At 53.1% G+C, this 22952-nt stretch carries 22 protein-coding genes and 1 pseudogene; 10 read left to right on the top strand and 13 right to left on the bottom strand.

The features are described from left to right. Positions 1-50: 50 nt before the first annotated feature. Both CRO19_RS23635 and CRO19_RS23630 read right to left on the bottom strand, forming a co-directional pair. Positions 51-1448, bottom strand: a complete 1398-nt coding sequence (locus tag CRO19_RS23635) for a YfcC family protein (protein WP_097098263.1) — start codon at positions 1446-1448, stop codon at positions 51-53. Further along, the gene (locus CRO19_RS23630) at positions 1436-2587 is read right to left on the bottom strand and encodes a M20 family metallopeptidase (protein ID WP_097098262.1); all 1152 of its coding nucleotides are present in this window, start codon (positions 2585-2587) and stop codon (positions 1436-1438) included. The genes CRO19_RS23635 and CRO19_RS23630 overlap by 13 nt, the downstream gene beginning before the upstream one ends. Before the next feature lie 114 nt (positions 2588-2701). Here CRO19_RS23630 and CRO19_RS23625 point away from each other — a divergent pair, with 114 nt between their 5' ends. Next, a complete protein-coding gene (locus tag CRO19_RS23625; protein ID WP_097098261.1) occupies positions 2702-3625 on the top strand; it encodes a LysR family transcriptional regulator in 924 nt (307 codons plus the stop codon). A 171-nt stretch (positions 3626-3796) separates the two neighbouring features. Here the strand turns inward: CRO19_RS23625 and CRO19_RS23620 are convergent, their stop codons facing one another. Continuing rightward, on the bottom strand, positions 3797-4615 hold the full coding sequence (locus tag CRO19_RS23620; RefSeq protein WP_097098260.1) for a LysR family transcriptional regulator: 819 nt from the start codon (positions 4613-4615) through the stop codon (positions 3797-3799). 108 nt (positions 4616-4723) lie between these two features. On the opposite strand from CRO19_RS23620, the gene CRO19_RS23615 reads away from it, so the two are divergent. Beyond that, positions 4724-5458 (top strand): SDR family oxidoreductase, encoded by a 735-nt coding sequence (locus CRO19_RS23615; protein ID WP_097098259.1) that lies wholly within the window; start codon positions 4724-4726, stop codon positions 5456-5458. 76 nt (positions 5459-5534) lie between these two features. Here CRO19_RS23615 and CRO19_RS26490 read toward each other — a convergent pair whose 3' ends face one another. After that, positions 5535-6128, bottom strand: a complete 594-nt coding sequence (locus CRO19_RS26490) for a nucleoside/nucleotide kinase family protein (RefSeq protein WP_370659833.1) — start codon at positions 6126-6128, stop codon at positions 5535-5537. Between the two features lie 565 nt (positions 6129-6693). Between CRO19_RS26490 and CRO19_RS23605 the strand changes: the two genes are divergently transcribed. Both CRO19_RS23605 and cspE read left to right on the top strand, forming a co-directional pair. Beyond that, positions 6694-7446, top strand: a complete 753-nt coding sequence (locus CRO19_RS23605) for an SDR family oxidoreductase (protein ID WP_097098257.1) — start codon at positions 6694-6696, stop codon at positions 7444-7446. Positions 7447-7867: 421 nt separating this feature from the next. Then, positions 7868-8080, top strand: coding sequence for a transcription antiterminator/RNA stability regulator CspE (gene cspE, locus CRO19_RS23600; protein ID WP_007885867.1), 213 nt, complete (start codon positions 7868-7870; stop codon positions 8078-8080). 118 nt (positions 8081-8198) lie between these two features. Here cspE and CRO19_RS23595 read toward each other — a convergent pair whose 3' ends face one another. Then, complete coding sequence (locus tag CRO19_RS23595) at positions 8199-9080, bottom strand: LysR family transcriptional regulator (RefSeq protein WP_097098256.1); 882 nt, start codon at positions 9078-9080, stop codon at positions 8199-8201. Positions 9081-9307: 227 nt separating this feature from the next. Between CRO19_RS23595 and CRO19_RS23590 the strand changes: the two genes are divergently transcribed. Further along, positions 9308-10495, top strand: coding sequence for an MFS transporter (locus tag CRO19_RS23590; protein WP_097098255.1), 1188 nt, complete (start codon positions 9308-9310; stop codon positions 10493-10495). 51 nt (positions 10496-10546) lie between these two features. On the opposite strand, the gene CRO19_RS23585 is transcribed toward CRO19_RS23590, so the two are convergent. Further along, positions 10547-11881, bottom strand: a complete 1335-nt coding sequence (locus CRO19_RS23585) for an aminotransferase-like domain-containing protein (protein ID WP_097098254.1) — start codon at positions 11879-11881, stop codon at positions 10547-10549. 153 nt (positions 11882-12034) lie between these two features. On the opposite strand from CRO19_RS23585, the gene CRO19_RS23580 reads away from it, so the two are divergent. Further along, positions 12035-12886: a DMT family transporter gene (locus tag CRO19_RS23580; RefSeq protein WP_097098354.1), complete on the top strand. Its 852-nt coding sequence runs from the start codon at positions 12035-12037 to the stop codon at positions 12884-12886. 69 nt (positions 12887-12955) lie between these two features. Here the strand turns inward: CRO19_RS23580 and CRO19_RS23575 are convergent, their stop codons facing one another. Further along, a complete protein-coding gene (locus tag CRO19_RS23575; protein ID WP_097098253.1) occupies positions 12956-13858 on the bottom strand; it encodes a LysR family transcriptional regulator in 903 nt (300 codons plus the stop codon). Positions 13859-13953: 95 nt separating this feature from the next. On the opposite strand from CRO19_RS23575, the gene CRO19_RS23570 reads away from it, so the two are divergent. Continuing rightward, positions 13954-14961, top strand: a complete 1008-nt coding sequence (locus tag CRO19_RS23570) for a zinc-dependent alcohol dehydrogenase family protein (RefSeq protein WP_097098252.1) — start codon at positions 13954-13956, stop codon at positions 14959-14961. Between the two features lie 124 nt (positions 14962-15085). Here the strand turns inward: CRO19_RS23570 and CRO19_RS23565 are convergent, their stop codons facing one another. From CRO19_RS23565 to CRO19_RS23550, 4 genes are all read right to left on the bottom strand, one after another. Then, positions 15086-15553, bottom strand: a complete 468-nt coding sequence (locus CRO19_RS23565; RefSeq protein ID WP_097098251.1) for a GNAT family N-acetyltransferase — start codon at positions 15551-15553, stop codon at positions 15086-15088. Between the two features lie 153 nt (positions 15554-15706). Then, positions 15707-16783 carry a diguanylate cyclase gene (locus CRO19_RS23560; RefSeq protein ID WP_097098250.1) on the bottom strand — a complete coding sequence of 359 codons (1077 nt, stop codon included), beginning with the start codon at positions 16781-16783 and terminating at the stop codon, positions 15707-15709. Between the two features lie 147 nt (positions 16784-16930). After that, the gene (locus CRO19_RS23555) at positions 16931-18766 is read right to left on the bottom strand and encodes a methyl-accepting chemotaxis protein (protein WP_097098249.1); all 1836 of its coding nucleotides are present in this window, start codon (positions 18764-18766) and stop codon (positions 16931-16933) included. A gap of 34 nt (positions 18767-18800) precedes the next feature. Then, a complete protein-coding gene (locus tag CRO19_RS23550; protein WP_176519225.1) occupies positions 18801-19151 on the bottom strand; it encodes a type 2 periplasmic-binding domain-containing protein in 351 nt (116 codons plus the stop codon). On the opposite strand from CRO19_RS23550, the gene CRO19_RS23545 reads away from it, so the two are divergent. Beyond that, a complete protein-coding gene (locus tag CRO19_RS23545) occupies positions 19080-19250 on the top strand; it encodes an ester cyclase (protein WP_320204531.1) in 171 nt (56 codons plus the stop codon). The two genes, CRO19_RS23550 and CRO19_RS23545, sit on opposite strands and share 72 nt — an antisense overlap. A gap of 207 nt (positions 19251-19457) precedes the next feature. Here CRO19_RS23545 and CRO19_RS23540 read toward each other — a convergent pair whose 3' ends face one another. Continuing rightward, complete coding sequence (locus tag CRO19_RS23540) at positions 19458-20507, bottom strand: NAD(P)-dependent alcohol dehydrogenase (protein WP_097098247.1); 1050 nt, start codon at positions 20505-20507, stop codon at positions 19458-19460. A gap of 111 nt (positions 20508-20618) precedes the next feature. Between CRO19_RS23540 and CRO19_RS23535 the strand changes: the two genes are divergently transcribed. After that, entirely contained in the window at positions 20619-21050 is a 432-nt protein-coding gene (locus CRO19_RS23535; RefSeq protein ID WP_097098246.1) for a winged helix-turn-helix transcriptional regulator, read from the top strand. Here CRO19_RS23535 and CRO19_RS23530 read toward each other — a convergent pair. Next, positions 20992-21816, bottom strand: a pseudogene (locus tag CRO19_RS23530) (helix-turn-helix transcriptional regulator). The gene CRO19_RS23535 and the pseudogene CRO19_RS23530 overlap by 59 nt on opposite strands. 103 nt (positions 21817-21919) lie before the next feature. Here CRO19_RS23530 and CRO19_RS23525 point away from each other — a divergent pair. Further along, on the top strand, positions 21920-22807 hold the full coding sequence (locus CRO19_RS23525) for an SDR family oxidoreductase (protein WP_097098245.1): 888 nt from the start codon (positions 21920-21922) through the stop codon (positions 22805-22807). The last annotated feature ends 145 nt before the right edge of the window (positions 22808-22952 follow it).

Genomic DNA, 22952 nt, shown 5'->3' with positions numbered 1-22952 from the left:
AAACGTATCAGAAGCGGCCAGGAAGCCCTTTCGCGCTTCCTGGTTTTATATCAGAACGGTCCCCAGTTTATCGCCACGCCAATCAGCAGCATCACTACGCAGATAACAAACCACACGGCGATGACCGGCGCAACAAAACGCAGCCATTTGCCAAACGACACGTTCGCCGTGGCCAAAACCGCCATCAGCACGCCTGATGTAGGGCTCATGCAGTTTACGATGCCTTCACCCAGCAGCACCGTCTGCACCATTACCTGACGCGTCAAACCAAGGTTATCGCCGAGCGGTGAGAAGATGGGAATCAGCAAAGCAGACTCGCCGGAACCGGAAGAGATGCCGAAGTGCATCAAGGCGGCACTGATAAACATGCCAATCGCTGCTGCGGTTGGCGGAATAGGCGCCAGCAAATCAGACAGGAAACCGACAATCGGGTCCAGCACGTTGCCCTGCTGCAGCACCAGCGAAATCGAGGCTGCCATGCCGACGATAAACCCGCCCTTCACCAGCTTCGAACAGCCGCTGAGGAAGGTGTTGGCGATATCCGAACCCGACATGCGCCCCATCAACCCCACGGCAATTGAGAGTAAGATAAACATCGCCGACATCTCACTGGTGCCCCAGTGAAACTTCACCGCCCCGCTAATGAACAGCAGCAGCGACAGCCCGACCGTACTTAAAATGAGCTTATGACGACCAGTAACCTTCGCCGTTTGCTCAGCGCCCTGCGCCTGTTTTGGCCGCAGATACCCATCCTGACGCGCGCGACGGATTGACCAGATCAGGTAAGCAATCGCGCTGACGACAAACAGCAAACAGGTAATACCGCGAAGTAGCATGCCTGAGAACAACGGCAGCTGTGCCAGATGCTGAGTTAAACCGGTGGTCGCCGGGTTGAGGATTGCCACGTTGAAACCCGCCGCGCAGGTGAGGTAAACCAGCGACGCGCCCAAAATTGGCGGCAACCCCATTGAGCGCGCCACCAGCAGGCCAATGGGCACAAACGCCACCACCGCGTTGACCACGACACCGGTAGTGCCTAACAAGGCAAAGATAGTGCCGAAAATCAGCACCATGCGCGTGTCACTGAGGCGCGTGCTGCGCGACAGGGAATTCAACGCCGTGGCGATGGCACCCGTTTCCTCAACCACCGCCAGCACGCCACCGGTAAATAGAATCAGAAAGATAATCGGTGCGGATTTCACCATCCCTTTGGCAATCGCCGTAAAGATTTCCAGCGGATAAACCCCGCTTTGCGGTACCGCATGCAAACTGTCTTTTACGGCAAATTTGATCCCGTCACGCGTGACGAAATCAAAGACGCCGGCCGGAATTAGCCATGTTGCTACCGCCGCCAGAACCAAAATGATAAACAGCAAAAGATAAGGACTCTGCCCGCTTTCCTGCACGGGCGCTGCGCTGCTGGCCTGCTGAATGTTTAGTTGTGACATGGCGTGACCTCCTCACTGTCTGCGAGGATCATGCCTGCCACTAACGCTGCGCGCGGGACGATGTCAGCAATAATAATGTGCTCATGACGTGCGTGGATGCCCGCACCGGTTGCGCCGAGACCGTCCAGCGTCGGTAATCCCAAAGCCGCCGTAAAATTGCCGTCGCTGCCGCCGCCGACCGATTTTCCTTCCAGCGAAAAGCCCAGCGCCTGCGCCACCCGCTGGGCGCGCGTTAACAGCAGCAGCGAGGCGGACGTCTGGCGCATCGGCGGACGCTTCTGTCCACCGCTGATGCGTAAACCAATCCCCGCGCTAAATGGCTGAAGTTGATTGATGGCCGCATCAATGCGCTGTGCCTCTTCTTCGCACGTGACGCGCGTATCAATACCGAGTTGCGCGTGGTCCGCCACCACATTGATGCGACCGCCGCCGTTGGCGATGCCGACATTGACCGTGGTGCCGCGCTCTGGCGCATTCAGGGCATGCAGCACCAGAATTTGCTGGGCCATCTCCTGAATTGCACTCACGCCCTCTTCCGGATTATTGCCGGCGTGGGCAGCTTGCCCGGCGATGGTGATGTCATAACGTCCGGTGCCTTTGCGCGCCACTTTCAGCGCCCCGCTGCCCGCCACGGCAGGCTCAACCACTAAAACCTGATCGGCTCCCGGCGCATGTTGCGCCAGCCAGTCGCTGGAGCTCGGGCTGCCTAACTCCTCATCGCTGTTACACAGGAAAACGATGCGTTTGCCCACCAGCCGATCCAGCGCCTGCAAGGCGCGCACTGCCCAAATCGCCTGAACCAGCCCGGCTTTCATATCCAGTACGCCTGGCCCGAATAACTTGCCCTCTTCTTCGCGTAGCGTCAGTTCGCCCCGATCCCAGACGGTATCGAAATGGCCGATGATAGTTGTTTGCGGCCCGCTATCGCCCAAGGTGAATTTGAGGTGATTGCCGTACTCCTGCTGCCGCGACACGCTAGCGCTAATGCCTAACCGTTGCTGAAACAGGCTTTGCAACACTTCACCACACTCGTCAACCGCCAGTTTGTCGTGCGAAGGCGATTCCGCCGCCACCAGACGTTTGATGTCTCCCAGAATTTCATCGGCATGGTGCTGCAAATAATCTTTTATATTTTTCATGTTATTACCCATCTGTCTTAGTGTCACAGCCAGTATGCGCAGAAATATTGACGTTAAAAAATGAGGAGTAAATGTTAATATTGTTGCTCTGAGAGCAACAGATTGGCAAAAAGTATGACGTTGTCCACTTATCCTGAGAAATCCATAAGCTATTTGTATGAAGTTGGATTGCATGGCGGTATTCGCCGCGCGGCAGATGCGCTGGGAATCAATCCCTCAGTGATTAGCCGGCAGCTTTCATCTTTGGAACGCAGCCTGCAACTGCCGCTGCTGGAGCGGCGCGGACGCAACGTGGTGTTGACCGAAGCGGGCAAAATGCTGGCGGAGGATTTCGCCCAAACCAGCCAGCGCCGTAAGATGCTGGAGCGGCAGCTGCAGGATTTGCGTCATATGCGCGGCGGCTCAATTAACCTGCGCGTCGGACAAGGCATGGTGGACGATGTCGTCAGGCATGTGGTGCAGGCATTTTCTCTCGCCTACCCTGGCGTGTTTGTGAACATCATGTCAGGCGATATGCAAACCACGGTGATGCTGATAGCAAAAGGAGAAGTGGATATGGCGGTGAGCTTCGGCCCAGCGGGACCGCCGGGCGTGAAATGCCTGAGTTTTCAGCGCGGCCCTATTTGCGCCATCGTGCCGCCGGATCATCCGCTGGCAGGGCTTACAGCCGTCAGCGCCAGCCAATTAACCCAGCATCGTTTAATTGCCATGGATGAAAAGTTTGGTTTGCAGCGTTACATCAACGCCATCTTCAAAAGTGAAGGGATTATTTTTACGCCTTCCTACTGTTGCAATCTGTTTTCCAGCGCCATTGCGCTAACGCAGGCCGGTTTAGGCATCTCATTTATGACTGCTCAATCGGTGAAAGCACCGCTGCAACGCGGCGAACTGGTGGCTGTTCCCATTGATCATCGCATCGCCAAAGAAAGTCAGTGTCATCTGCTGCGCAGCGCCGATCACCGTTTGACGCCTGCCGCGCATTATCTTTGGCAGCTGCTGTGCCAGTTCTTTACGGCTTCATTAGAGGATGAAGTTTGAGGTTAATTCCTCACTAACCAACTGCGATGGGGAACACGATAACCCCAGGTTACGCTCATAATTTTGATGGTACCCAATGAATTTCCGTCATTTCACGTCCCGGTAGAGGTGATAACGCCGAAGTTATCTACGATCTACTGGATATGATGTCGTTACCTCTAATCAATCACTTTATTCACTGACGTTAGCCAGTAATTGTTCAATTATTGGATTTAGCTGCGTATGCATCGCATAGCAAATTCCGGTTCGGCGCATGAGTGGATAACCGGGAAGAGAACGAAAAGCCACATTACACTGCTCTTCAACTAATGAAACCGGAGCGATAGTTAAGCCAACACCCGCGGCAACCAGGTTCAGTGCTAACGTGAAACTTCCCGCGTTAGCACGAGGAAAATTGCCAGAAGTGCCATATAGCGGCAGGAAACGCTGATGGGATTCGTGCTCCGGAGACATCACCCAAGGTTGATCGTTGAGCTGCTTAGCGGTTAATTCGGTGATTTGACTCATCGGGTGATTGAGTGGAAAAGCCAGCACATAGCGCTCATCAAATAGCGGAATAAAGAGTTCGTCTTCGCAAAGCTGACCTTCGCAGCCCAGGCGGATATCGCCGCTACATCCAGGCGTCAGCGTTAATAACACATCTGGCAAATTATGATTGATTCGTTCCAGCAGGGTGATCAGTTGGGATGAGGCAATATCCTGTTCAATACCTAAACTGAGCGGAAACTTATCATGCTTTTTGCGGAATCGAGCGGTTAACGCACTCATTTCGCCCATCATTCGTCGGGCGTGAGGATAAAGGACTCGTGCGTCTTCGGTCACCTCCACTCCACGTGGTTTACGCACGAATAACTGCGTACCTAACTCTTCTTCAAGAGCTTTGATGGTAGCGGAGAGTGCGGGTTGGGTCAGACTTAGCTCTGCAGCCGCCCGGGTAATATTGCGTTCTTCAAACACACAAAGGAAAGCTGTCAGCTGTCGCTTATCCATAATTAAATTTTATGCCTGTAAAAGAAATAAACGATTTTTCATCAAAATTACGCCAATTTAAAGTGATGCCCACCATTAAGCTATCATTTTTATTTATGAGGAATGTTGATGAGCAATTCAGCCAAAGCTTTAGTTGTTATTACTGGAGCAAGTTCTGGTATCGGGTTGGCCACCGCTAAGTTGTTGTCTGCTCGCGGCCATGCGCTGCTGCTGCTGGCACGCCGTGTTGACCGTATGAACGCCTTAAACTTGCCCAATACGCTGTGCCGTGCGGTAGACATCACTGATATTGATGCATTTACTGCAGCAGTAAATGAAGCTGAGCAGCAGTTTGGGCCGGTAGATGCGCTGGTTAACAACGCGGGTGTGATGCTGCTGGGCACTGTTGAACATCAGGCCCCGCATGAGTGGGAGCAAATGCTTAATGTGAATGTGAAAGGCCTATTGAATGGCGTCCATGCTGTTACTAAGGGCATGATTGAACGTAAAGCGGGCACCATTATCAACATCAGTTCCGTTGCGGGGCGTAAGACTTTCCCAAATCATGTTGTTTATGTTGGAACCAAATTTGCCGTTCATGGTATGTCAGAAAATTTACGTGAGGAGCTCTCCCCACATAACGTGCGCGTTATTGTGATTGCACCCGGAGCGGTTGAAACCGAGCTGCTAAGCCATACAACGAATGATGATATCAAAACCGGATATAACCAGTGGAAGCAAGAGATGGGCGGTAAAGTATTGAGTGCGGAAGATGTGGCTCATGCGATTGAGTATGCCTATTCGCAACCTGAATACGTATGCGTTCGGGAAATTGTATTAGCCGCGACGCGGCAGAATGCTTAAAACGGTTTTTTGAGGGGCTTGAGAGCCCCTTGTTCTAATAGGGTGTTGTGACAATCCAGAAAGAGGCATCAAATAATTATTGTATTTCTGAGCTTAACATTACCGGGGTGTCATAGTGGGTATTATCCAGTACGATGTCGGAGATCGCTTTGGGAGAATCCTCTTCCAGGTAACGATGGTGAACAGGAATATATCGACTTCTGTATAAATCGAGAATGCTGTGACCAAATTTCGGCACATCCCGGACGGTTCCCCGTCGTAGCATTTCCTTGTCCGATATATCCAAAAAAATCTTATAGTTTAAAAAAGGCAGTATGGGCGCTCGGAACAGCAAAACCCCCTCCAGAATAACGATGGTTTTTACATCAATATCCAGGTGAATTTTTTTCGTCTGCTGACCGCTGCCAAGATCTATACAGTCAATTTCTTTGTTGAGTACACCTTTTTCTTCCAGTGGGATGAGGACTTCATTAATGAGTTTCCCGCTATCGAAGGCCTTATTATAAAAAGCATTTATTTCGTCGTCACGTCCATCTGTCCACTGTATGGCAGGGAAAGGATGATGAAAATCATCATAATGAATAATCTGAACTTTCTTTCCCTGACTCTGTAAGTACCGGGCGAGCCCTGCCGAAAAAAGGGTTTTACCAGAAGTATACGTTCCGCTAATACCGATACTAAATAATACTTAATCCTAATCCATAAAAATAAAAGGCTATATCTGGCCCTGCTGCATTTTGATAAAAATATGTGGATGATTGAGGTATTTCATCTTATTGATTAATCTTGTCACAGTCTCTGCTGATATTTCGTTTGGTTAAAATAAAACTGAATTGACAACAAATAACTATATTTTGGGTCTATCAATTCAAGGTATCACTCGTGCGGGTGTGCTGCGGTAATACGCAAATCAAGCGATAAAGAGGTGCGGCAGACGGACGCGGGTTGACAATTGAGAGGCCTCAAAGATACAGTTGATTTCGCAGCCATCTTTATGGTCTTGCCGCAGGCGTTATCGTTATCCAACGCGCCCAATACCGAGAGGGCCTCAGCAGAGGGAACTCGGAACAGGCGCCACGGTATTGCCTTCATTCTTCTCTTTTTGGTGGATCCCTGAACCGAACTTGCACAGTATGGCTACATTAGCCATGTGGGCTTTCGAAGATCCCCTGCACCAGAATTCATGAAAATTATCGTGGCCTTCCCCTTAGCACCCTGATGGAAAGGTAACCACCATGAAGATGACTGAAAACACTATTCTGATTACTGGCGGCACAAGTGGTATAGGCCGTGCGCTCGCTGAGGCATTTCATGACCGCGGAAATCGCGTTATTGTCACTGGGCGCCGTCAAAACTTGCTCGACGAAATTATTGCAAAACGTCCAGCTATCGTCGGCTTACCGTTGGATCTCGGCGACCCTATTTCACTGGCCCGCCTCGCTGAAGACATCCACGCCAGATTTCCGGATCTTAATGTACTCATTGCAAATGCCGGCATTTCTCGGTCAGAGGACGTCACGGCGGATAGCTGGGACGTAACGGACGCTGAGGAGATCATCGAAACTAACATCCTGGGCGTAGTCCGCGTGACGTCGGCCTTGCTGCCAGTGCTGAAAAAGAATCCAAATGCGACAATCATGGCAACCAGTTCTGCTCTGGCATTCCTCCCTCTTACCAGTTATCCAACCTATTGTGCGAGTAAAGCTTTTCTACATTCCTGGCTTACGTCTCTACGTCATCAACTCCGCAAGATTCCTGTGGAAGTGCTGGAGCTTTCACCACCCTATGTGCAAACGGAACTGACGGGCGTACAGCAGGCCGCCGATCCTCGCGCCATGCCGACTGGCGACTACATCGCACAGGTGATGCAACTTCTCGAACGTGACGAGATCACCCGAGGAGAGCTTCTGCTGGAGCGCGATCATGCGCGGCGGTGGGCTGAGCGAGATGGCACCTACGATGCTATCTTTGGAGCCATGAACCCGTAATATTAAGCTCCAGTGCAGCGCCCATAACATCACACTCGACGTTTAAGGTGTGCTTCCGCCAATAATTATTAACGTTACTATTTTGGGGCTTTTATCTGGCCCCTTTCTCAAAGAGCTTCAGTAAAAAAACAATAATTACCCTGCAATCAGCTGAAATTTACAGGCATATAGCCATCTGGGCATTTAAGCGGTTAAAATAATTATACCTTAATGTTGCTAAATTAATTTCTCTATGTCTTAATAGCGCCATCGGTTTGGAATACAGACCTTATGAAAGCAGTTTTAGTAAAGCAGTCCTCAGTTCAGGTGTTATCTCAAGATACCCTTCTTCGTGAGCCTCCTCCTAAGTGCCCAATAAGTCACTCTCTAACTACAGGCCATCATCGCCGCTCTTAGTGGCTCATCAATTAAGGAAGTATCTATGTCTAATAAAATGACTGGTTTAGTAAAATGGTTTAACTCGGATAAAGGTTTTGGCTTTATCACGCCGAACGACGGCAGCAAGGATGTCTTTGTCCATTTCTCTGCGATTCAGAGCGACAATTACAAAACCCTCGATGAAGGTCAGCAAGTCTCTTTCACCATTGAAAATGGTGCTAAAGGTCCAGCTGCTGGAAACGTTACGCCGCTGTAATCGGCGTTATTATCAGTGGCGCTTACAATAGCGATGAAGACAATAGTCTGAGCAGTTAAGCTCTCGTGATAATAAAATAAACCCGCCCAGCGCGGGTTTTTTATTACCTTTATTTTGCTCATGGCAGCGCCAATTTATCTTTCTGCTCATCAAATACGGCAATTAAATGATCAGCGATTGCTCTGACTCTGCGTGAGCCAGCTAAGTCAGAATGCATCACCAGCCATAATGCCTGATCCGCACCGATATCAGCGGTCACACAATGCAGACCGTTTTCCCTCGCCATAAAGTGCGGTAACACGCCTAATCCCAGCCCCGCAGCCACTGCTGAAACCTGCGCAACCAGCGTGTTCGCCTCTAATCTGCATGGCCTGCCTCGAAGTTTTCGTGTGACCCAACGCGCAGCAGGCAGGTGCTGATGTGCGTCAGTCCAGGTCACATATTGAGCCTCGTCCAGCGGTAAACTCCCGAGAGCTTCAAGATACTTTTTGGCACCGTATACGCCAAAACCTACGGTTCCCAACCGTTTTAACGTCAGATTCCCGGCATCAGGCTTGACCATGCGAATGGCTAAATCTGCGTCCCTGCGGTGCAGGTTGACGGACTGCACGCCGCTGTGTAACTCCAGCCGCAGGTCGGGATAGCGATTTAGAAGCCTTGTCAGTGACGGCAAAATAACATGCGTGGCCAGATTGTCCGATGTTGCCAGCCGAACCAGCCCGGCCACATTACCCTGCAGTTTCGCCGTCTCGCCGAATGTAAGGCCTGCATATTCCAGCGCCTCCGCCCGCTCCAGCAGTGCCTCACCATCGTCCGTTAGCCGGTATCCACTTTGGTGCCTGCTGAAAAGCGGTATTGCCAGCGATTGCTCAAGCCGATCCAGCCTTCTGGAAATCGTAGCAATGCCCATATCTAACGCTTCAGCCGCGCCACTCAACGTTCCCGCTCGAGCAATGGCCAGGAAAATCCGCGTGTCGTCCCAGTTGAAATCTCTCTTCATGCTTTTTCCATTTATGGAAAACGGCTCTCCGTTTTCAGCTCTGTTTTATCACTTTAAGAGGGATGATACTGCCACCTTCACAAGGAGATAAACATGCAAACACATAATTCGAGGCTATCACTCAACGTATCCGCCAGAAGGGATGAAAGGCGTAGGTGCCTGTATCTAGCCGGTCCTAAACGTTCCCTCGCAGACTTCTCACGATTTTATTGAAGGATATTGATTACATGAGCGATACCGTTTTACACGTACGGCCGTCACCTGCACGCGCCTGGATAGCTGTGATTGCGCTGGGAATCAGTGCTTTTTCCATTGTAACCAGCGAGCTGGCACCTGTTGGTATGCTCAGCATGTTAGCGAAGGATCTGCAGCAGACTGAATCTGGCACAGGTCTTGTCGTGACAGCCTATGGCTGGGTTGGCGCACTGGCCGCGCTACTGTCCGGGACCATACCAGCACGGATTTCCCGCAAAGCGCTGCTTGTGGTTCTGATGCTGGTCCTTGCGCTTTCATGTATGGCGGCGACCCAATCCCACTCATTAAACACGTTTATGAGTGCGCGTATGGCAGGCGCACTGGCACACGGGGCTTTCTGGGCACTCATCGGCACCGTGGCAGTACAGTTGGTTCCCATCGAAAAGTTGGGGCTTGCCACCTCAATTATCTTTGGCGGCGTTTCGGCTGCCAGCGTTCTGGGTGTCCCGCTGTCCAGTTTTATTGCGGATATCGCCGGATGGCGTAATGCATTTATGGCCATTTCTCTGCTGGCACTTGCCACGGCCTGTGCTTTGTACTGGACGCTTCCGACGCTGGCGGCATCGCAACCCCTAAAGCTGCAGGTTTATTGCGGGATCATCAAAAACCCGCTGCTCCTCAGCCTTTACGTGGCAACTGCCTGCATTATTTCGGCGCACTTTGCGGCGTTCACCTACCTTGAACCCCTGCTGACGCAGGCTCAGGCGGTACCGGCGGCCTCCATTTCTGCCCTGCTGCTGACGTTAGGGCTTGCCGGTCTGGTGGGAAATGTTATTGCCGGTAAGCTGATTGATCGTCATATCAAAGGGCTAATTTTCATTGCACTTCTCATGAGTGCTGGCGCACTCGGCCTGCTTGGCCTGGGAAGCGCGGCTCCTCTTCCTTTCTGGTGCACCGCGCTGCTGCTCGGAGTATGGGGCGCAGGGATCTCGATAGTGTTTGTGGGGTTGCAGACGTGGTTGCTTCGTAGCGCTGGAGAGGCGGCACAACCGGCGTCAGCTATATACGTGGCCATTTTCAACGCCGCGATCGGAACCGGTGCACTAGCCGGAGGCCGGGTGATAGCCGCAGCCGGTCTTCAGGGCATGGTATTACTGGCCGCCGTTGTCATCATCGGCAGCATGGTTCTGGTCTCAAGGCTGAAAAAACCTGAGGCGTAGAAAGATGCGTTATCAATGATGATGGGCAAACCGCTTTGTCGGGTGTGCGAGTCAAATATATCGCTGATATTGAATAACTTCGCCCACTTTATCCAGCGCCATTTTCAGCTTATCCAGGCTCACTGACCCCAGAGCGAGACGTATTGCGTGCGGAACGTTTGGGGCAGTACTGAACGGCTCGGCTGTTGAAACAGAAATATGCTGGTTCAACAGCTGGCGCACCACCTGTTCCGCGCGGATCTCTTCTGCCAGCGGTAGCCAGATAAAATAAGAATTCTCATGGCTAACGTAATCGAGCGATCCCAACCTTTCCCGCGCCAGAGCTTGCCGCTGGCGAGCATCTTTCCGTTTTAATGATTCCAGCCGCCTGATAGTCCCATCCTGCAGCCAACCGGCCACCAGCGTCGTCATCAGCGATGGCGTGTTCCACACCGTGGCGCGAATAGCTCGCTCGATCGCTGGGCGAAATGCTGGCGGACATACCACCGCACCCACCCGCAGCCCGGCAGCAATATTTTTAGCAAAGCCCGTCACATAAAGGGTTCTTTCGGGAGCGAGCAAGGCAAACGGCGGCGGAGAACGCTCCGCCAGATAAGCGTAGGCAGCGTCCTCAATGATCACTAAATCATGTTCGCGAGCAATGCCGGTGATCTCGCGCCGCTGCGCATGGTCGAGCACCCAGCCAAGCGGATTATGCAGAGTCGGCATCGTGTAAATGGCCTTGATACGGCGCCGTTTGCAAAGCTGTCTCAGTGCATTGAGATCGGGTCCGGTTGAGGTGACGGGCACGGGAGCCAGCTCCAGCTGATACAGCGTGGCCAGAGCTTTGAACCCCGAATAGGTCAGCGCATCAACGGCCACGACATCCCCCGGACGGAGCATCCCCATCGCGGCAACAGTCAAGCCATGCTGTGCGCCGTTCACGATGAGAATGTTTTCAGCAGCAGGCTTGAGGCCAAAACCGGTAAGCCAGCTTGCAATTGCCTCACGATCGTTCTGTCTGCCTGCATGGGGCTGATAGCGCAGCAGTGATTCCAAATCACCTGAGGTTGTGAGATTGCGTAGCGCATCGCGCAGCAGTTCGGCCTGGTGAGGTAATGAGGGATAGTTGAAATTGAGATCCACCACGTCGGTGGCGACGACTTGTTGATCCATGCCCAAGCCCGCTGGCAGGGAAATCTCCCGTACAAAGGTACCCCGTCCGGCTTCGCCGCTAACCAGCCCCATTTTCTCAAGTTCGGCATAAACGCGTGTTGCGGTGGCCAGTGAAATGCGGCGGGTCGCAGCTAAGACCCGGTGCGTAGGCAAGCGTGTACCGGCAGTCAGCTCACCCAGGCGAATGGCCGCCGCGTATTCATCAACAATTTCCTTATAGCGCGCTTTCATCCAATGTATCCATGACAATATTTTGATTGTTATGGATTGTGGCGTTTACCATTCGTAGCGTCAACGCGTCTAGAGAAGCGTCGTCTTCATCCATCCATTGAAAAGAGGTTTAGCGTGGCTAATACGGTGGTGCATAAACATGATAAAGCTGCGATGTCTGGCTGGCTGAACGGTCTACTGGGCGTCATTATTTTCAGCGGCTCACTTCCGGCAACGCGCATTGCCGTTCAGGATATCGACCCGTTTTTTTTGACCTTCAGCCGCGCGTCAATCGCGGGAGCGCTGGCGCTGATGCTTATCTGCGGCTTCAGAGAAAAATGCCCATCTCTTCGCCACATCGTCTCGTTAATCGTGGTATCACTCGGCGTGGTGGTTGGTTTTCCGCTCTTGACCGCAATGGCTTTGCAGCATGTTACCTCGGCCCACTCGATTGTGTTTTTAGGCCTGCTGCCGCTTGCCACCGCCCTGTTTGGTTTGATTCGTGGAGGCGAGCGGCCACGGCTCGCTTTCTGGATTTTTTCCATCATAGGTAGTCTGCTGGTGGTTGGTTTCGCGCTTTCTCAGAACGTCGCCGTCTCTTTAACCGGCGATGTGCTGATGCTTGCAGCCGTGGTGGTCTGTGGTTTGGGCTACGCAGAAGGAGCCAAACTTTCACGCCAGCTAGGCGGCTGGCAGGTCATCAGTTGGTCACTGATCGTGTCGCTCCCTTTCACGCTGGCGGCGTCGTTTGTCACTTTGCCTGAATCCGTTAGCCAAATTAGTACTTCTGCCTGGCTAGCGCTTGGCTATGTTTCCCTCTTCAGCATGCTGATTGGGTTTATCTTCTGGTACAAAGGCCTCGCTAGCGGTGGCATCGCTGCAGTCGGCCAGCTTCAGCTATTACAACCCTTTTTTGGCCTTGGCTTGTCTGCTTCGTTACTGAATGAAGCCGTCAGCCCTTTGATGATTGCTATCACGCTGGGAGTCATTCTTTGCGTGGTAGGATCGCGCAAGTTCGCACGTTAGGTGTTAAGCCGTTCGTGCATCAGGGCTGCATTGCCCTGAAAATGCAGCCCTGATGCGCGCCCGCCCTCTTCACCAGCGTGGGACAGCAAACCACGCGACCAGCCACTCAGTTAATGCACCAATCTTCGCTGACTGTAACTGGCTGGAAGGCTTCATCAACCAGACGCCATCTTCCCCAATCGCCTGCCAGTCCGACATTACCGGCACTAACGATCCCTCGGCCAACTCTTTTTGTACCAGCCAGTTGGCCGCCAGCAACACGCCCATACCCGCCTGAGCGGCCAGGATCAGCGCATCCATCTCATCACTCTCATAACGTGTTTGCACCGGGACTGCGATCTGTTGGCCCTCTTTTTCCAGTCGCCATTCTGGCCAACTGTGCATCGGCGTGAATCCCAGACAATCGTGCTGACGAAGATCCTGCGGGTGCGCTAACACGGGATGCTGCTGCAGATACGCTGGCGCAACGCACAGTATGCGTCGGGTGTCCGCCAACTTGCGCGCAACCAGCCTGCTATCCGTAAGGACACCAATACGGATCGCCATATCAAAATTGTCACCCAGTAGATCGACATAGCGGTCGCTGCAATTCAGCACAATGCGGATATCAGGATAAGCCTGTAAAAAGCCCGGTAGCGCATGCACGACCCAGCTTCGTCCAAAGGATGCGGGTACCGTTAGACGAATAGTACCCGCCGGGCGGGCTGCCAACGCACGCGCTTCTTCTTCCGCTTCACGCAGCATTTCATCGGCTAACTCTATTTTATGCCGATAGCGCTGGCCTTCTTCTGTGGGTCGGATGCGACGCGTGGTACGTTCGATGAGACGAATACCGAGACGTTTCTCTAACGCAGCGATACGGCGGGAAATGACCGAAACATCACGTCCCAACGCGCGTGCCCCTGCACTAAAACTCCCGGCACGTACCACCGCTAAAAAAGCTTCGCGCTGACGGAAATCGTCATCCTGCATTCTTGCTCCCTGTGCAACAGTTATTTGGTTTTGGCATCAATTATAGCGTCTGTTTATACCACACACTGGTTGCACTTATTTAACAGGAGAACGCTATGCAAGCCATTCAGCTAACGGCCCCCACCATTAACAATCTTAAATTCTGCGAACTGCCACGCCCACAACCGGCCTATGGTGAGGTGGTGATTCGTCAACATGCGGTGAGTCTTAACTACCTTGATTTAGCCTTGGCTACCGGTCAGTTTGGTACCCTCGCGCAGCCCATTATTCCGGGTGCAGACAGCGCGGGAGAGATTGTTGAGTTAGGCGCAGGGGTGAGTGACTGGCACATCGGCGAACGAGTGGTGCCCGGCATGATGTACAGCTGGCATGCTGGCGCGATTCACCCTCAGCATCTTCACGCCTTGCGCGGTGTTACGATCAATGGTGGGCTGGCGGACTTCGCTGTGGTGCCCGCTGATTCGCTGGTGCGTATACCTGATTCACTCAGCTGGCAGCAGGCCGCAACGTTACCTATCGCCGCCACTACGGCATGGAACGCCATCGTACGTGGCAAAGTTCAGCCTGGCAGCACTGTTTTGCTGCTCGGCACGGGTGGCGTGAGTCTGTTTGCGCTGCAATACGCCAAAGCCGCGGGCGCACGGGTGATTATTCTTTCCTCCTCCAACGAAAAACTGGCCAGGGTTAAAGCGCTGGGCGCCGATGAAGGCATTAACTATCACGAAAAGCCCGAATGGGAACTTGAGGTACGCAAGCTGACGAACGGTCATGGCGCAGACCTGGTACTGGAATCGGTTGGTGCTGCAACATTCGCAAAATCGATCGATGCCGCAGCCTTCAACGCAACGATTTTTGTGATTGGATTTGTGGGCGGGGCAGAGCTAAAGGTGCCGGTGCTGCCGATTATGCAGAAAATGTTGAATATCGTGGGCAATAATACCGGTTCGACGGCGGATCTACGCGCTGCGGTCAGGGCGATTGAAACCAGTGCGATTAAACCTGTAATCGATCGTGTTTTTGCTTTTGCTGAAGCGCAGGAAGCTTATCGTTATCTGCAATCTGCCGCACATGTCGGGAAGGTGGTGATTGATTTGCATGTATGATGCAAAGCGCTGTGGCCGGCCGGATTCCACATTGGGCGGCATAATAGTGGCCGCCCTAATACCAGGGCGGACGCTGCCTATTCAGGAGTGAGTAAGCCAGCGGTGAACGGAATATCAGTGTAAGTCAATCACGCTTATTTTCATTGGCATAAATATCTGGCCGGGTGATAGTCCATGCATAGTTTTCCCGATTCACAGGCTCGTAGCCAAACTTTTCATAGAGCCAGGGCGCTGTTGTTGTGAACAGCATGATCCGGCGTAGTTGCTCAAATACTGGATGATGATGTATGCATTCCATCACCCATCTTCCCAGCCCCTCACCCTGATATTCTTCAAGAACGTAGACATCGCAAAGGTAAGCGAACGTAGCATAATCGGTTATCAAACGAGCGAAACCTATCTGGGTTCCATCATGATAAACACCAAAGTTAAGGCTATTTTCAATTGATGCGCTGACAACAGCCAGATTAATGCCTTTAGCCCACGAGGATCTCGTCAGATAGCGATGGATAGCCTGCACGTCAAGTTTTTCCCTGTCTGTACTTACCAGGTAGTTATCCTTATGCCATTCATATTTCTCTGAAATACTCACGTTCGTTCCTGCTTATAAGGTTCATGGAAACCTAACCTTATCATTTGATGGAAAATGGGCCACCTCTATGCGATGGCAGCATTACGCCAAAAATGGCGTTCTTACGGTAATACAGAGCAATGCTGTAGCGTGCGCGTTAAACGCATGCGGGATTCAGGCCGCGCCGGCCAGCGAGGGTTGCCATAAACGCACGCCGTTGCGTCCGGCACGCTTCACCTCATACAACGCTTCATCGGCGTGACTGAGCCAGTGGCGCATCGTCTCAGCATTAGCCGCCGAGGCGATGCCAATACTCACCGAGCAGCGAAACTCCGCCGACGCCGGTAAACGCACCTGGGCGATTTTCTCTTTAAGCCGTTCTGCCAGTAATACGATCGATTCGTCAGTGGCGTGATGCACAATCACGCCCAATTCATCGCCGCCAAAGCGTGCCGGAATATCCAGCAAACCCACCTGATTGCGCAGCAGTGCGGAGATCTCCGCCAGCAGGAAATCTCCGGCTTCGTGGCCCCACGTATCGTTGACCGATTTAAAGTAATCGAGATCCATCAGCAGCAAATAGGCGGCGCTGTCGCCACGGCGCGTGCTGAGAAATTCGCTTTCGAGGCGACGCTCGAACAGACGCCGATTTGGGATCTCCAGGCCGGGATCCATCAGCGCAATACGCTCCAGCTCGCGATTACGCTGGCGCAGCTGCCAGGTGAGATTGTACGACGCCACGCTGAGCACCAGCATATAGCTCGTTGCCAGGGGTAACGTCAACCAGACGGTTTGCATGCTAAACGTCAGATTTACCCCCGCGCCATCTACCAGCCACACCATGACAAACGCACAGAGAAAGGCCTGCATCGCCGCAATCAGCTGGGCTGGTCCCCCTGCGGCATAACGATCCGATGCCAACACCGCCATGATGATAAATGAAGGCAGCGGGCTCAGCGCCATGAGCGCAACCCAGATACCGCCGAATGCGGCATCGAGCGTTAAATTATGGCGCTCTGTGGTGGTGGAATCTTCAGCCGCCGACGCCCGACGATAAGCCAGCCATGGCCAGAGGAAAGCATTCACAAATAACAGCGCGCTAAACGCTAGATCGCGTTGCATCTCCATCAGGACCGAGAGAATTGGGAAAAAACATAAAATCGTGCCGAGCTGGCGCATGATGAACATGCGGCGGACGAAGCGTTGAGAGCGCCGCTTAAGGTGGTTATCGTCTGGTGAGTAGTAGCTCATGCACGTGAAGTATCAGGTCGACAAGATCAGCAGTTTAACGGGAAAAGTTATCAGCGGATCGCTTTATTTTAAGAATATTCACCTTGCACTTCACCGCTCAAGTAAAACGGTGGAAATCGAACTGCATCGATCTCCACCTTAAGGGTTTTACTGCCCTACCCCTTGCAGCCGGAACTGTGCGACCAACCGTTCCAGCATCATCGCATGCTCTTCCAGCGAGTTGGCCGAATGAGAAGAGGCGCTGACCAGCGTAGCATTCTGCTGCGTGGTGGTATCCAGTTCGCCAACCGCGCGCGCGATCTGCTCAATGCCGCGACTCTGCTCATCCGATGCGGCTGAGATCTCTTCCATGATCTCATTCACGCGCGCAATACTGCCGAGGATTTTATCCATGGTTTCACCCGCGCGTGCTACCTGCTGGTGGCCATTGCTAATACGTCCCACCGACTCACTGATCAGTTGCTCAATATCCTTTGCCGCGCCGGCGCTACGCTGCGCCAGATTACGCACTTCACTGGCAACCACTGCAAAACCGCGTCCCTGCTCACCAGCGCGGGCGGCTTCTACCGCGGCATTCAGTGCCAGAATATTGGTCTGGAAAGCGATGCTATTAATGACTGAAGTAATATCAGCAATCTTTTTCGAGCTATCAGAAATTTCACCCATGGTGTTCACCACATCGCGTACCGCAATGCCGCCTTTACTGGCGTTTTGCGAGGCTTCCGCGGCAATCTGGCTGGCCTGACGCGCATTGGCGGCGTTGTTCTTCACCGTAGCGGTCAGTTGCTCCATGCTGGCAGCGGTTTGCACCACTGCCGCAGCTTGTTGTTCGGTGCGCGAGGATAAATCGAGGTTGCCTTGATTGATGGCACTGGCTGCCTGCGACACGCTGCTGACGCTGCTCAACACTTCGCCAATCATGCTGCGCAATCGCTCGTTCATGCGTCCCATCGCCGACGTCAATTTACCCAGCTCATCTTTCCTATCGGTTGCGAAATGCGAACTAAGATCGCCGCTGGCGATACGCTCTGCTAGCTGCAGGTTGTGGAACACTGGCCGGGTGATTTGGCGGATGATGTACCACGCCACCAGCACGCCAAACAGGATCGCTAAACCGCCCATCAGCAACGACATCGTCGCAGAATCGTTGGCGAGCTCATCGTTGCGCGCTTTAACGATGCTGATGATCTGTTTGATTGCCGCGCTGCTTTTATCACCCGCCACTTTGACTGTATCTTCCGCAGCGCGCAGCTGACCATACGCATCCGCCGCTTGCAGGCTGAGGTTTTTGAATTTTTCGGTGTCCTGCCACAGGGCGTTAAATTCGCCCTGCTGTTCCGGCGGTAACTGGGACAGTAATGCTTGCATGCCCCGATCGGCCTGCTGAACATGGTTCTCCAGCGTTTCACGTAGCGTCGCGCTCACGTTAAAACGTAATGCCCAGGCTTCTTCACGTACGTTGCTGATGGCAAACAGTTGCTCGTAGATCTGCTGCGTCAGTTCGGGATTGATGACGGGGGTGCGGATGAGCTGGGTGTAACGAGAGGTCATGTCCTGCTGGCTCAGCGCATCAAGCTGGGAACGCAGGCTATTGAGCTGCTGCGTGGCCTGCGTCATTGCGCCGATGCTGTTTTGAAAGCTGGCGAGATGCGTGGCGAGTTCATCAACCCGTTCCCGCGCCCCTTGCGTCCATGAAAGCTGTTTGGCTTCGCGGGTGAGCTGCTGCGCGTGGCTAACGTAGTTCGCCATCACCTGACCGGATTTGTCATCGCCATAAAGATATTTGAGGCGGTTAATTTTGGCCTGGAACACGTCGATGTTGATGTCATAAATCAGGTTCATTTTCTGATAGATGTCATGAATGGCGTTAAAGCGCTGCACGCTCAAGCCGGTCGCCAGCGCCACTAACAGTAGCACGATGCCAAATCCTGCCGACAATTTGCGGGTAATGCGCACGTTACGTAATCGGGATACCAGCCCCATGTTCCCTACTCCTGCGTATTTTTTTATAAAGTTCTTAAGCAGTTATCGGAGCACGCGAGGAAATGTTTATTGCGGATTGAGCAAAAAGTGATTGCAGAATGTGACGCGTTACGGCAAGTACGCCAGCATGTTTGTATCCTGGCAGCAGTGCGGGAACGGCAAACATATTCGGTAATGTCAGGCCAATGTCGCGCGCCAATCCTTGCTCGCGCAGCTGTGCATCCACCAAACCGTAATGATTGCCCTCGGGCGAGACCAGAATGTGCTTCATGCTGAGAAACTGCACTAAATCCATCCCCTCGCGAGCGGCCGGATGATCGAGCCCCACCAGGGTGAGTTCATGGGTATTGCGACTACTGGCCGTCGTATTAGCGTGCGACTGCATGAATTTCACCTGCTAGACGGTGAACGTGTGACCACTACGTGGCATATGGAAGACTGGATGACGATGTTCCAGCAGCTGGGCCACTTTCCGCCTGCCTAACCGAAAATAAGGTTATGCAGACAAGGCTTCGCGCCGAGACAACGATAACTACAGTATGTTGTAACTAGAAACGCTAATAAATCGTTTTGGCGAAAGTTATTGTTATTATTCTGTTGATATTCAATAGCATCAGTCGGTTGCAGCGCGTAATCGCGGGCGATTTCAGCCTGAAATCGCCCGCAGCATCTCGCCTAACGGCGAACGTTTTTACCAATGCGTGGCTTGCATGTCGATGACGAAACGGTATTTCACATCACCTTTCAACATTCTTGCAAATGCCGTTTCAATCTCTTCACCCGCAATCAATTCGATATCTGCGGTGATGTTATGTTCACCGCAGAAATCCAACATCTCCTGCGTTTCCTGAATACTGCCAATCGACGATCCGCTGATGCTCAGGCGGCGATTCACTAGCGGCGTTACGTTTGGTGACTGATGCGGCTGTTCTGGAATTCCCACCAGCACCAAACGGCCGTTGGTTTTCAGTGTGGCCAGATAGGGATCAAGATCGTGCGGCGCTGACACGCAGTCTACGATAAAGTCCAGCGAGGTCTGAGCAGAAGCCATTTGCTGCGCATCACGTGAAACGACCACGCGCTTCGCACCCAACCGCAGCGCATCTTCCCCTTTAGCCGGAGAGGTAGTGAACAGCGTGACTTCCGCGCCCATCGCACTCGCCAGTTTAACCGCCATATGTCCCAGGCCGCCCAAACCCACTACACCCACTTTATCACCGGCTTTCACACCAAAATGACGCAGCGGTGACCACACGGTTACTCCCGCGCACAGCAGCGGAGCGACACCCGCTAACGGTAATGCCTGCGGAACAGAGACGACAAAATGCTGATCGACCACAACATTTTGCGCATAGCCGCCCCAGGTACTGTCGCCGGTGTATTTATCGATGCCGTTATAAGTGGCAACAAAACCGGATTCGCAATACTGCTCCTCTTTTTGCTGGCAGAAATGGCATTGGCGACAGGAATCCACCATCACGCCCACGCCCACCACATCACCCGGTTTGAAATTCATGACGTCTGCGCCCGTTTCCACTACGCGACCCACGATTTCATGGCCGGGCACCAGCGGATAGCGGCTCACCGCCCACTCATTGCGTGCCATATGTAAATCTGAGTGGCATACGCCGCAATAAAGGATCTCAATTTTAACGTCCTGCTGCTGCAAAGGGCGCAGCGTAATCGCGCTGGAAGAGAGCGGTTTTGCCGCGTCGTGCGCAACTAATGCATTGATTTTCATCGTGCCTCCGAATTGGGCTGGCTTTGGCTAACTGAAGGCGGCAGACTATAGTGAACATGGTGCATAATTGATAGTAGTTACCGTTTGGTGACCTTAAGAGAGGCGCAAGCAATGCCCGCGATTGTTGACGGAAAACTGTTCTTTTACGCGGATTCCCCGCCGCGACGTTTAATGGATTTGTTTTCAGTGAAATGGAGCAGCATGGTGCTGCATGCGTTGTACCACTGGCCGAATCATCGCGCACGAACTGGCGAGTTGCAGCGCAGCCTGCAGGGCATTTCGAAAAAGATGCTTTTTCAAACGCTGAAAGAACTTGAGCAGCGCGGACTGATCGCCCGCCACGTTTATGATGTCATTCCGCCGAAAGTCGATTACCGGCTCACGCCACTGGGCAAGACCTTTGCCGCGCCGATTGAGCAGATGTATCAGTGGGGACTGGAAAATCAGGCAGCGCTGGATGAAATGGAAGCGAGTTATCGCACGGCTACGGACGCGCCATCAGACGTGCCACACAATCGCGATCGTGCTGCTGACGCGGATTGAACACCACCAGACTTAAACCCGGTTTACCTTCTACCGCGAAAGTACTGTATTCCAGCTCCAGCACCCCTTCATCGGGCAACCACAGCTGTTTTAGGCCTTCGCCATGCTGGCTGACCTCCTGCGACAGCCACAGCTGGCGGAAGGTTTCACTCATCTCACTGAGTTCCTCCACCAGCGCACGCACGTGCTCAGTCGCCCCTGTTCGTGCCACGTCCGCACGGAAGTTTGCCACCATGCCACGCGTCACCCGATGCCAATCCGGCAGGCGCTTTTTCATCTCTTCATTGCGGAACATCATCAGCAAAATATTGCGCTGTTCCGGCGGCAGTTCGGCGTAATCAACAAACACTTTGGTCGCGGCACGATTCCACGCAACGACTTGCCACTCGGCGGTTTTAATCAGCGCGGGCGTATTGTCCATGCTATCAAGCACACGCTGCAGCGACGGTGAAACGTCCACGCCCGCTTGCCATGTCACTCCCGGCAAGCGATTTTGCGCCAGCAAAAACAGATGGTCGCGCTCGGCGGCGCTCAACTCTAACGCTTTGGCTAAGCGTTCAAGCACCTCTTCCGATGGCGCACCGCCTCTGCCCTGCTCCAGCCATGTGTACCAGGTCGTGCTGACTCAGGCGCGCACGGCCACCTCTTCGCGACGCAAGCCCGGCGTGCGACGCCGTAGCAGCGGGTAACCCAGTTTGGCGGCATCCAGCCGCTGGCGGCGTTCGCGCAAATAGTTACCGAGCACGTTGTCATCTTGCATGGTCATGGCGTTATCCTGTTAGTCCTTATACCTGTATAAGCTCACGGCTGTTCGTCGTGGCGTAGGGTTTTATCATAGTGCTTCAACTTTGATGAAGTGGAGCACGATTATGCGAATTTTTGTGACCGGGGCGAGCGGATTTATTGGCTCGGCCATTGTGAAAAAACTGCAGACACGCGGTTATGAAGTGCTAGGTTTAGCACGCAGCGATGCTTCAGCTGAAAAACTACAGCAGCAGGGTGTTCAGGTGGTCCGCGGCGAACTGGAAGATGTGGCCAGTTTACGTAACGCCGTTGAGCAAAGCGATGGCGTGATTCATGCCGGTTATATTCACGACTTCAGCCGCATGGATCATGCCGCCGAGGTCGATCAGCGCGCCATTCTGGCAATGGGTGAGGTACTGGCCGGTTCTAATCGCCCGCTGATAGTCACCACCGGCACAGCGTTAGTCTCGCCAGGACAACTCGCCACGGAACACATTCGCCCCGTGGCCGGCGCACATCCTCGTTCAAATTCCAACGTTGCCGCCCTGGCCATGGCCGATCGCGGTGTGCGCGTGGCGCTGGTCCGTTTGCCACCGACGGTACATGGCGCTGGCGATCACGGTTTTATTCCGATGATCATCAATATGGCGAAAGAAAAAGGCGCGGCGGTGTATGTTGGCGAGGGCGAAAATCGCTGGCCGGCGGTGCATCGTAACGATGCCGCTGAGCTGTTTTGCCTTGCGGCCGAAAAGGCCGAAGCAGGTGCAATTCTGCATGCCGTACAGGAAGAAGGCATTCCATTCCGTCAGATTGCCGAAACTATCGGAGCAGGATTAGCGCTGCCGGTTAAAAGCCTGACGCTGGAGGAGGCAAAAGCCTGGCTCGGTTGGATGGCCTTTTTCGCTTCAACGGATAATCCTTCGTCAAGTGCATGGACGCGCCAAACGTTCGGCTGGCAACCCACCGAACCGGGATTATTACAGGATATGCGTGAGGCGGGTTATTTCAGCTAAAGGCAGATTGGTTGCCAAAAATGGCGTAATGTTCGTAAGTTAGGCGCCGTTTCAAATCACCGCACCTTCCGTAGCGGCGCGATTTATCGCGCAATAAATTGCGCCGCTACAAGGTGTGCGCTCGGTAATAAAGTTTTTTTCATCT

Source organism: Candidatus Pantoea floridensis (assembly GCF_900215435.1).
Taxonomy (GTDB): domain Bacteria; phylum Pseudomonadota; class Gammaproteobacteria; order Enterobacterales; family Enterobacteriaceae; genus Pantoea; species Pantoea floridensis.
Note: the sequence above shows the minus strand (reverse complement) of the source record. Positions and strands in the feature narration are given on the sequence as shown.

Coding starts and splice junctions, on each gene's coding strand:
- CRO19_RS23635 (WP_097098263.1), bottom strand. CDS start 1,448: ATGTCACAACTAAACATTCAGCAGGCCAGCAGCGCAGCGCCCGTGCAG.
- CRO19_RS23630 (WP_097098262.1), bottom strand. CDS start 2,587: ATGAAAAATATAAAAGATTATTTGCAGCACCATGCCGATGAAATTCTG.
- CRO19_RS23625 (WP_097098261.1), top strand. CDS start 2,702: ATGACGTTGTCCACTTATCCTGAGAAATCCATAAGCTATTTGTATGAA.
- CRO19_RS23620 (WP_097098260.1), bottom strand. CDS start 4,615: ATGGATAAGCGACAGCTGACAGCTTTCCTTTGTGTGTTTGAAGAACGC.
- CRO19_RS23615 (WP_097098259.1), top strand. CDS start 4,724: ATGAGCAATTCAGCCAAAGCTTTAGTTGTTATTACTGGAGCAAGTTCT.
- CRO19_RS23605 (WP_097098257.1), top strand. CDS start 6,694: ATGAAGATGACTGAAAACACTATTCTGATTACTGGCGGCACAAGTGGT.
- cspE (WP_007885867.1), top strand. CDS start 7,868: ATGTCTAATAAAATGACTGGTTTAGTAAAATGGTTTAACTCGGATAAA.
- CRO19_RS23595 (WP_097098256.1), bottom strand. CDS start 9,080: ATGAAGAGAGATTTCAACTGGGACGACACGCGGATTTTCCTGGCCATT.
- CRO19_RS23590 (WP_097098255.1), top strand. CDS start 9,308: ATGAGCGATACCGTTTTACACGTACGGCCGTCACCTGCACGCGCCTGG.
- CRO19_RS23585 (WP_097098254.1), bottom strand. CDS start 11,881: ATGAAAGCGCGCTATAAGGAAATTGTTGATGAATACGCGGCGGCCATT.
- CRO19_RS23580 (WP_097098354.1), top strand. CDS start 12,035: ATGTCTGGCTGGCTGAACGGTCTACTGGGCGTCATTATTTTCAGCGGC.
- CRO19_RS23575 (WP_097098253.1), bottom strand. CDS start 13,858: ATGCAGGATGACGATTTCCGTCAGCGCGAAGCTTTTTTAGCGGTGGTA.
- CRO19_RS23570 (WP_097098252.1), top strand. CDS start 13,954: ATGCAAGCCATTCAGCTAACGGCCCCCACCATTAACAATCTTAAATTC.
- CRO19_RS23560 (WP_097098250.1), bottom strand. CDS start 16,783: ATGAGCTACTACTCACCAGACGATAACCACCTTAAGCGGCGCTCTCAA.
- CRO19_RS23555 (WP_097098249.1), bottom strand. CDS start 18,766: ATGGGGCTGGTATCCCGATTACGTAACGTGCGCATTACCCGCAAATTG.
- CRO19_RS23545 (WP_320204531.1), top strand. CDS start 19,080: ATGATCGAGCCCCACCAGGGTGAGTTCATGGGTATTGCGACTACTGGC.
- CRO19_RS23550 (WP_176519225.1), bottom strand. CDS start 19,151: ATGCAGTCGCACGCTAATACGACGGCCAGTAGTCGCAATACCCATGAA.
- CRO19_RS23540 (WP_097098247.1), bottom strand. CDS start 20,507: ATGAAAATCAATGCATTAGTTGCGCACGACGCGGCAAAACCGCTCTCT.
- CRO19_RS23535 (WP_097098246.1), top strand. CDS start 20,619: ATGCCCGCGATTGTTGACGGAAAACTGTTCTTTTACGCGGATTCCCCG.
- CRO19_RS23525 (WP_097098245.1), top strand. CDS start 21,920: ATGCGAATTTTTGTGACCGGGGCGAGCGGATTTATTGGCTCGGCCATT.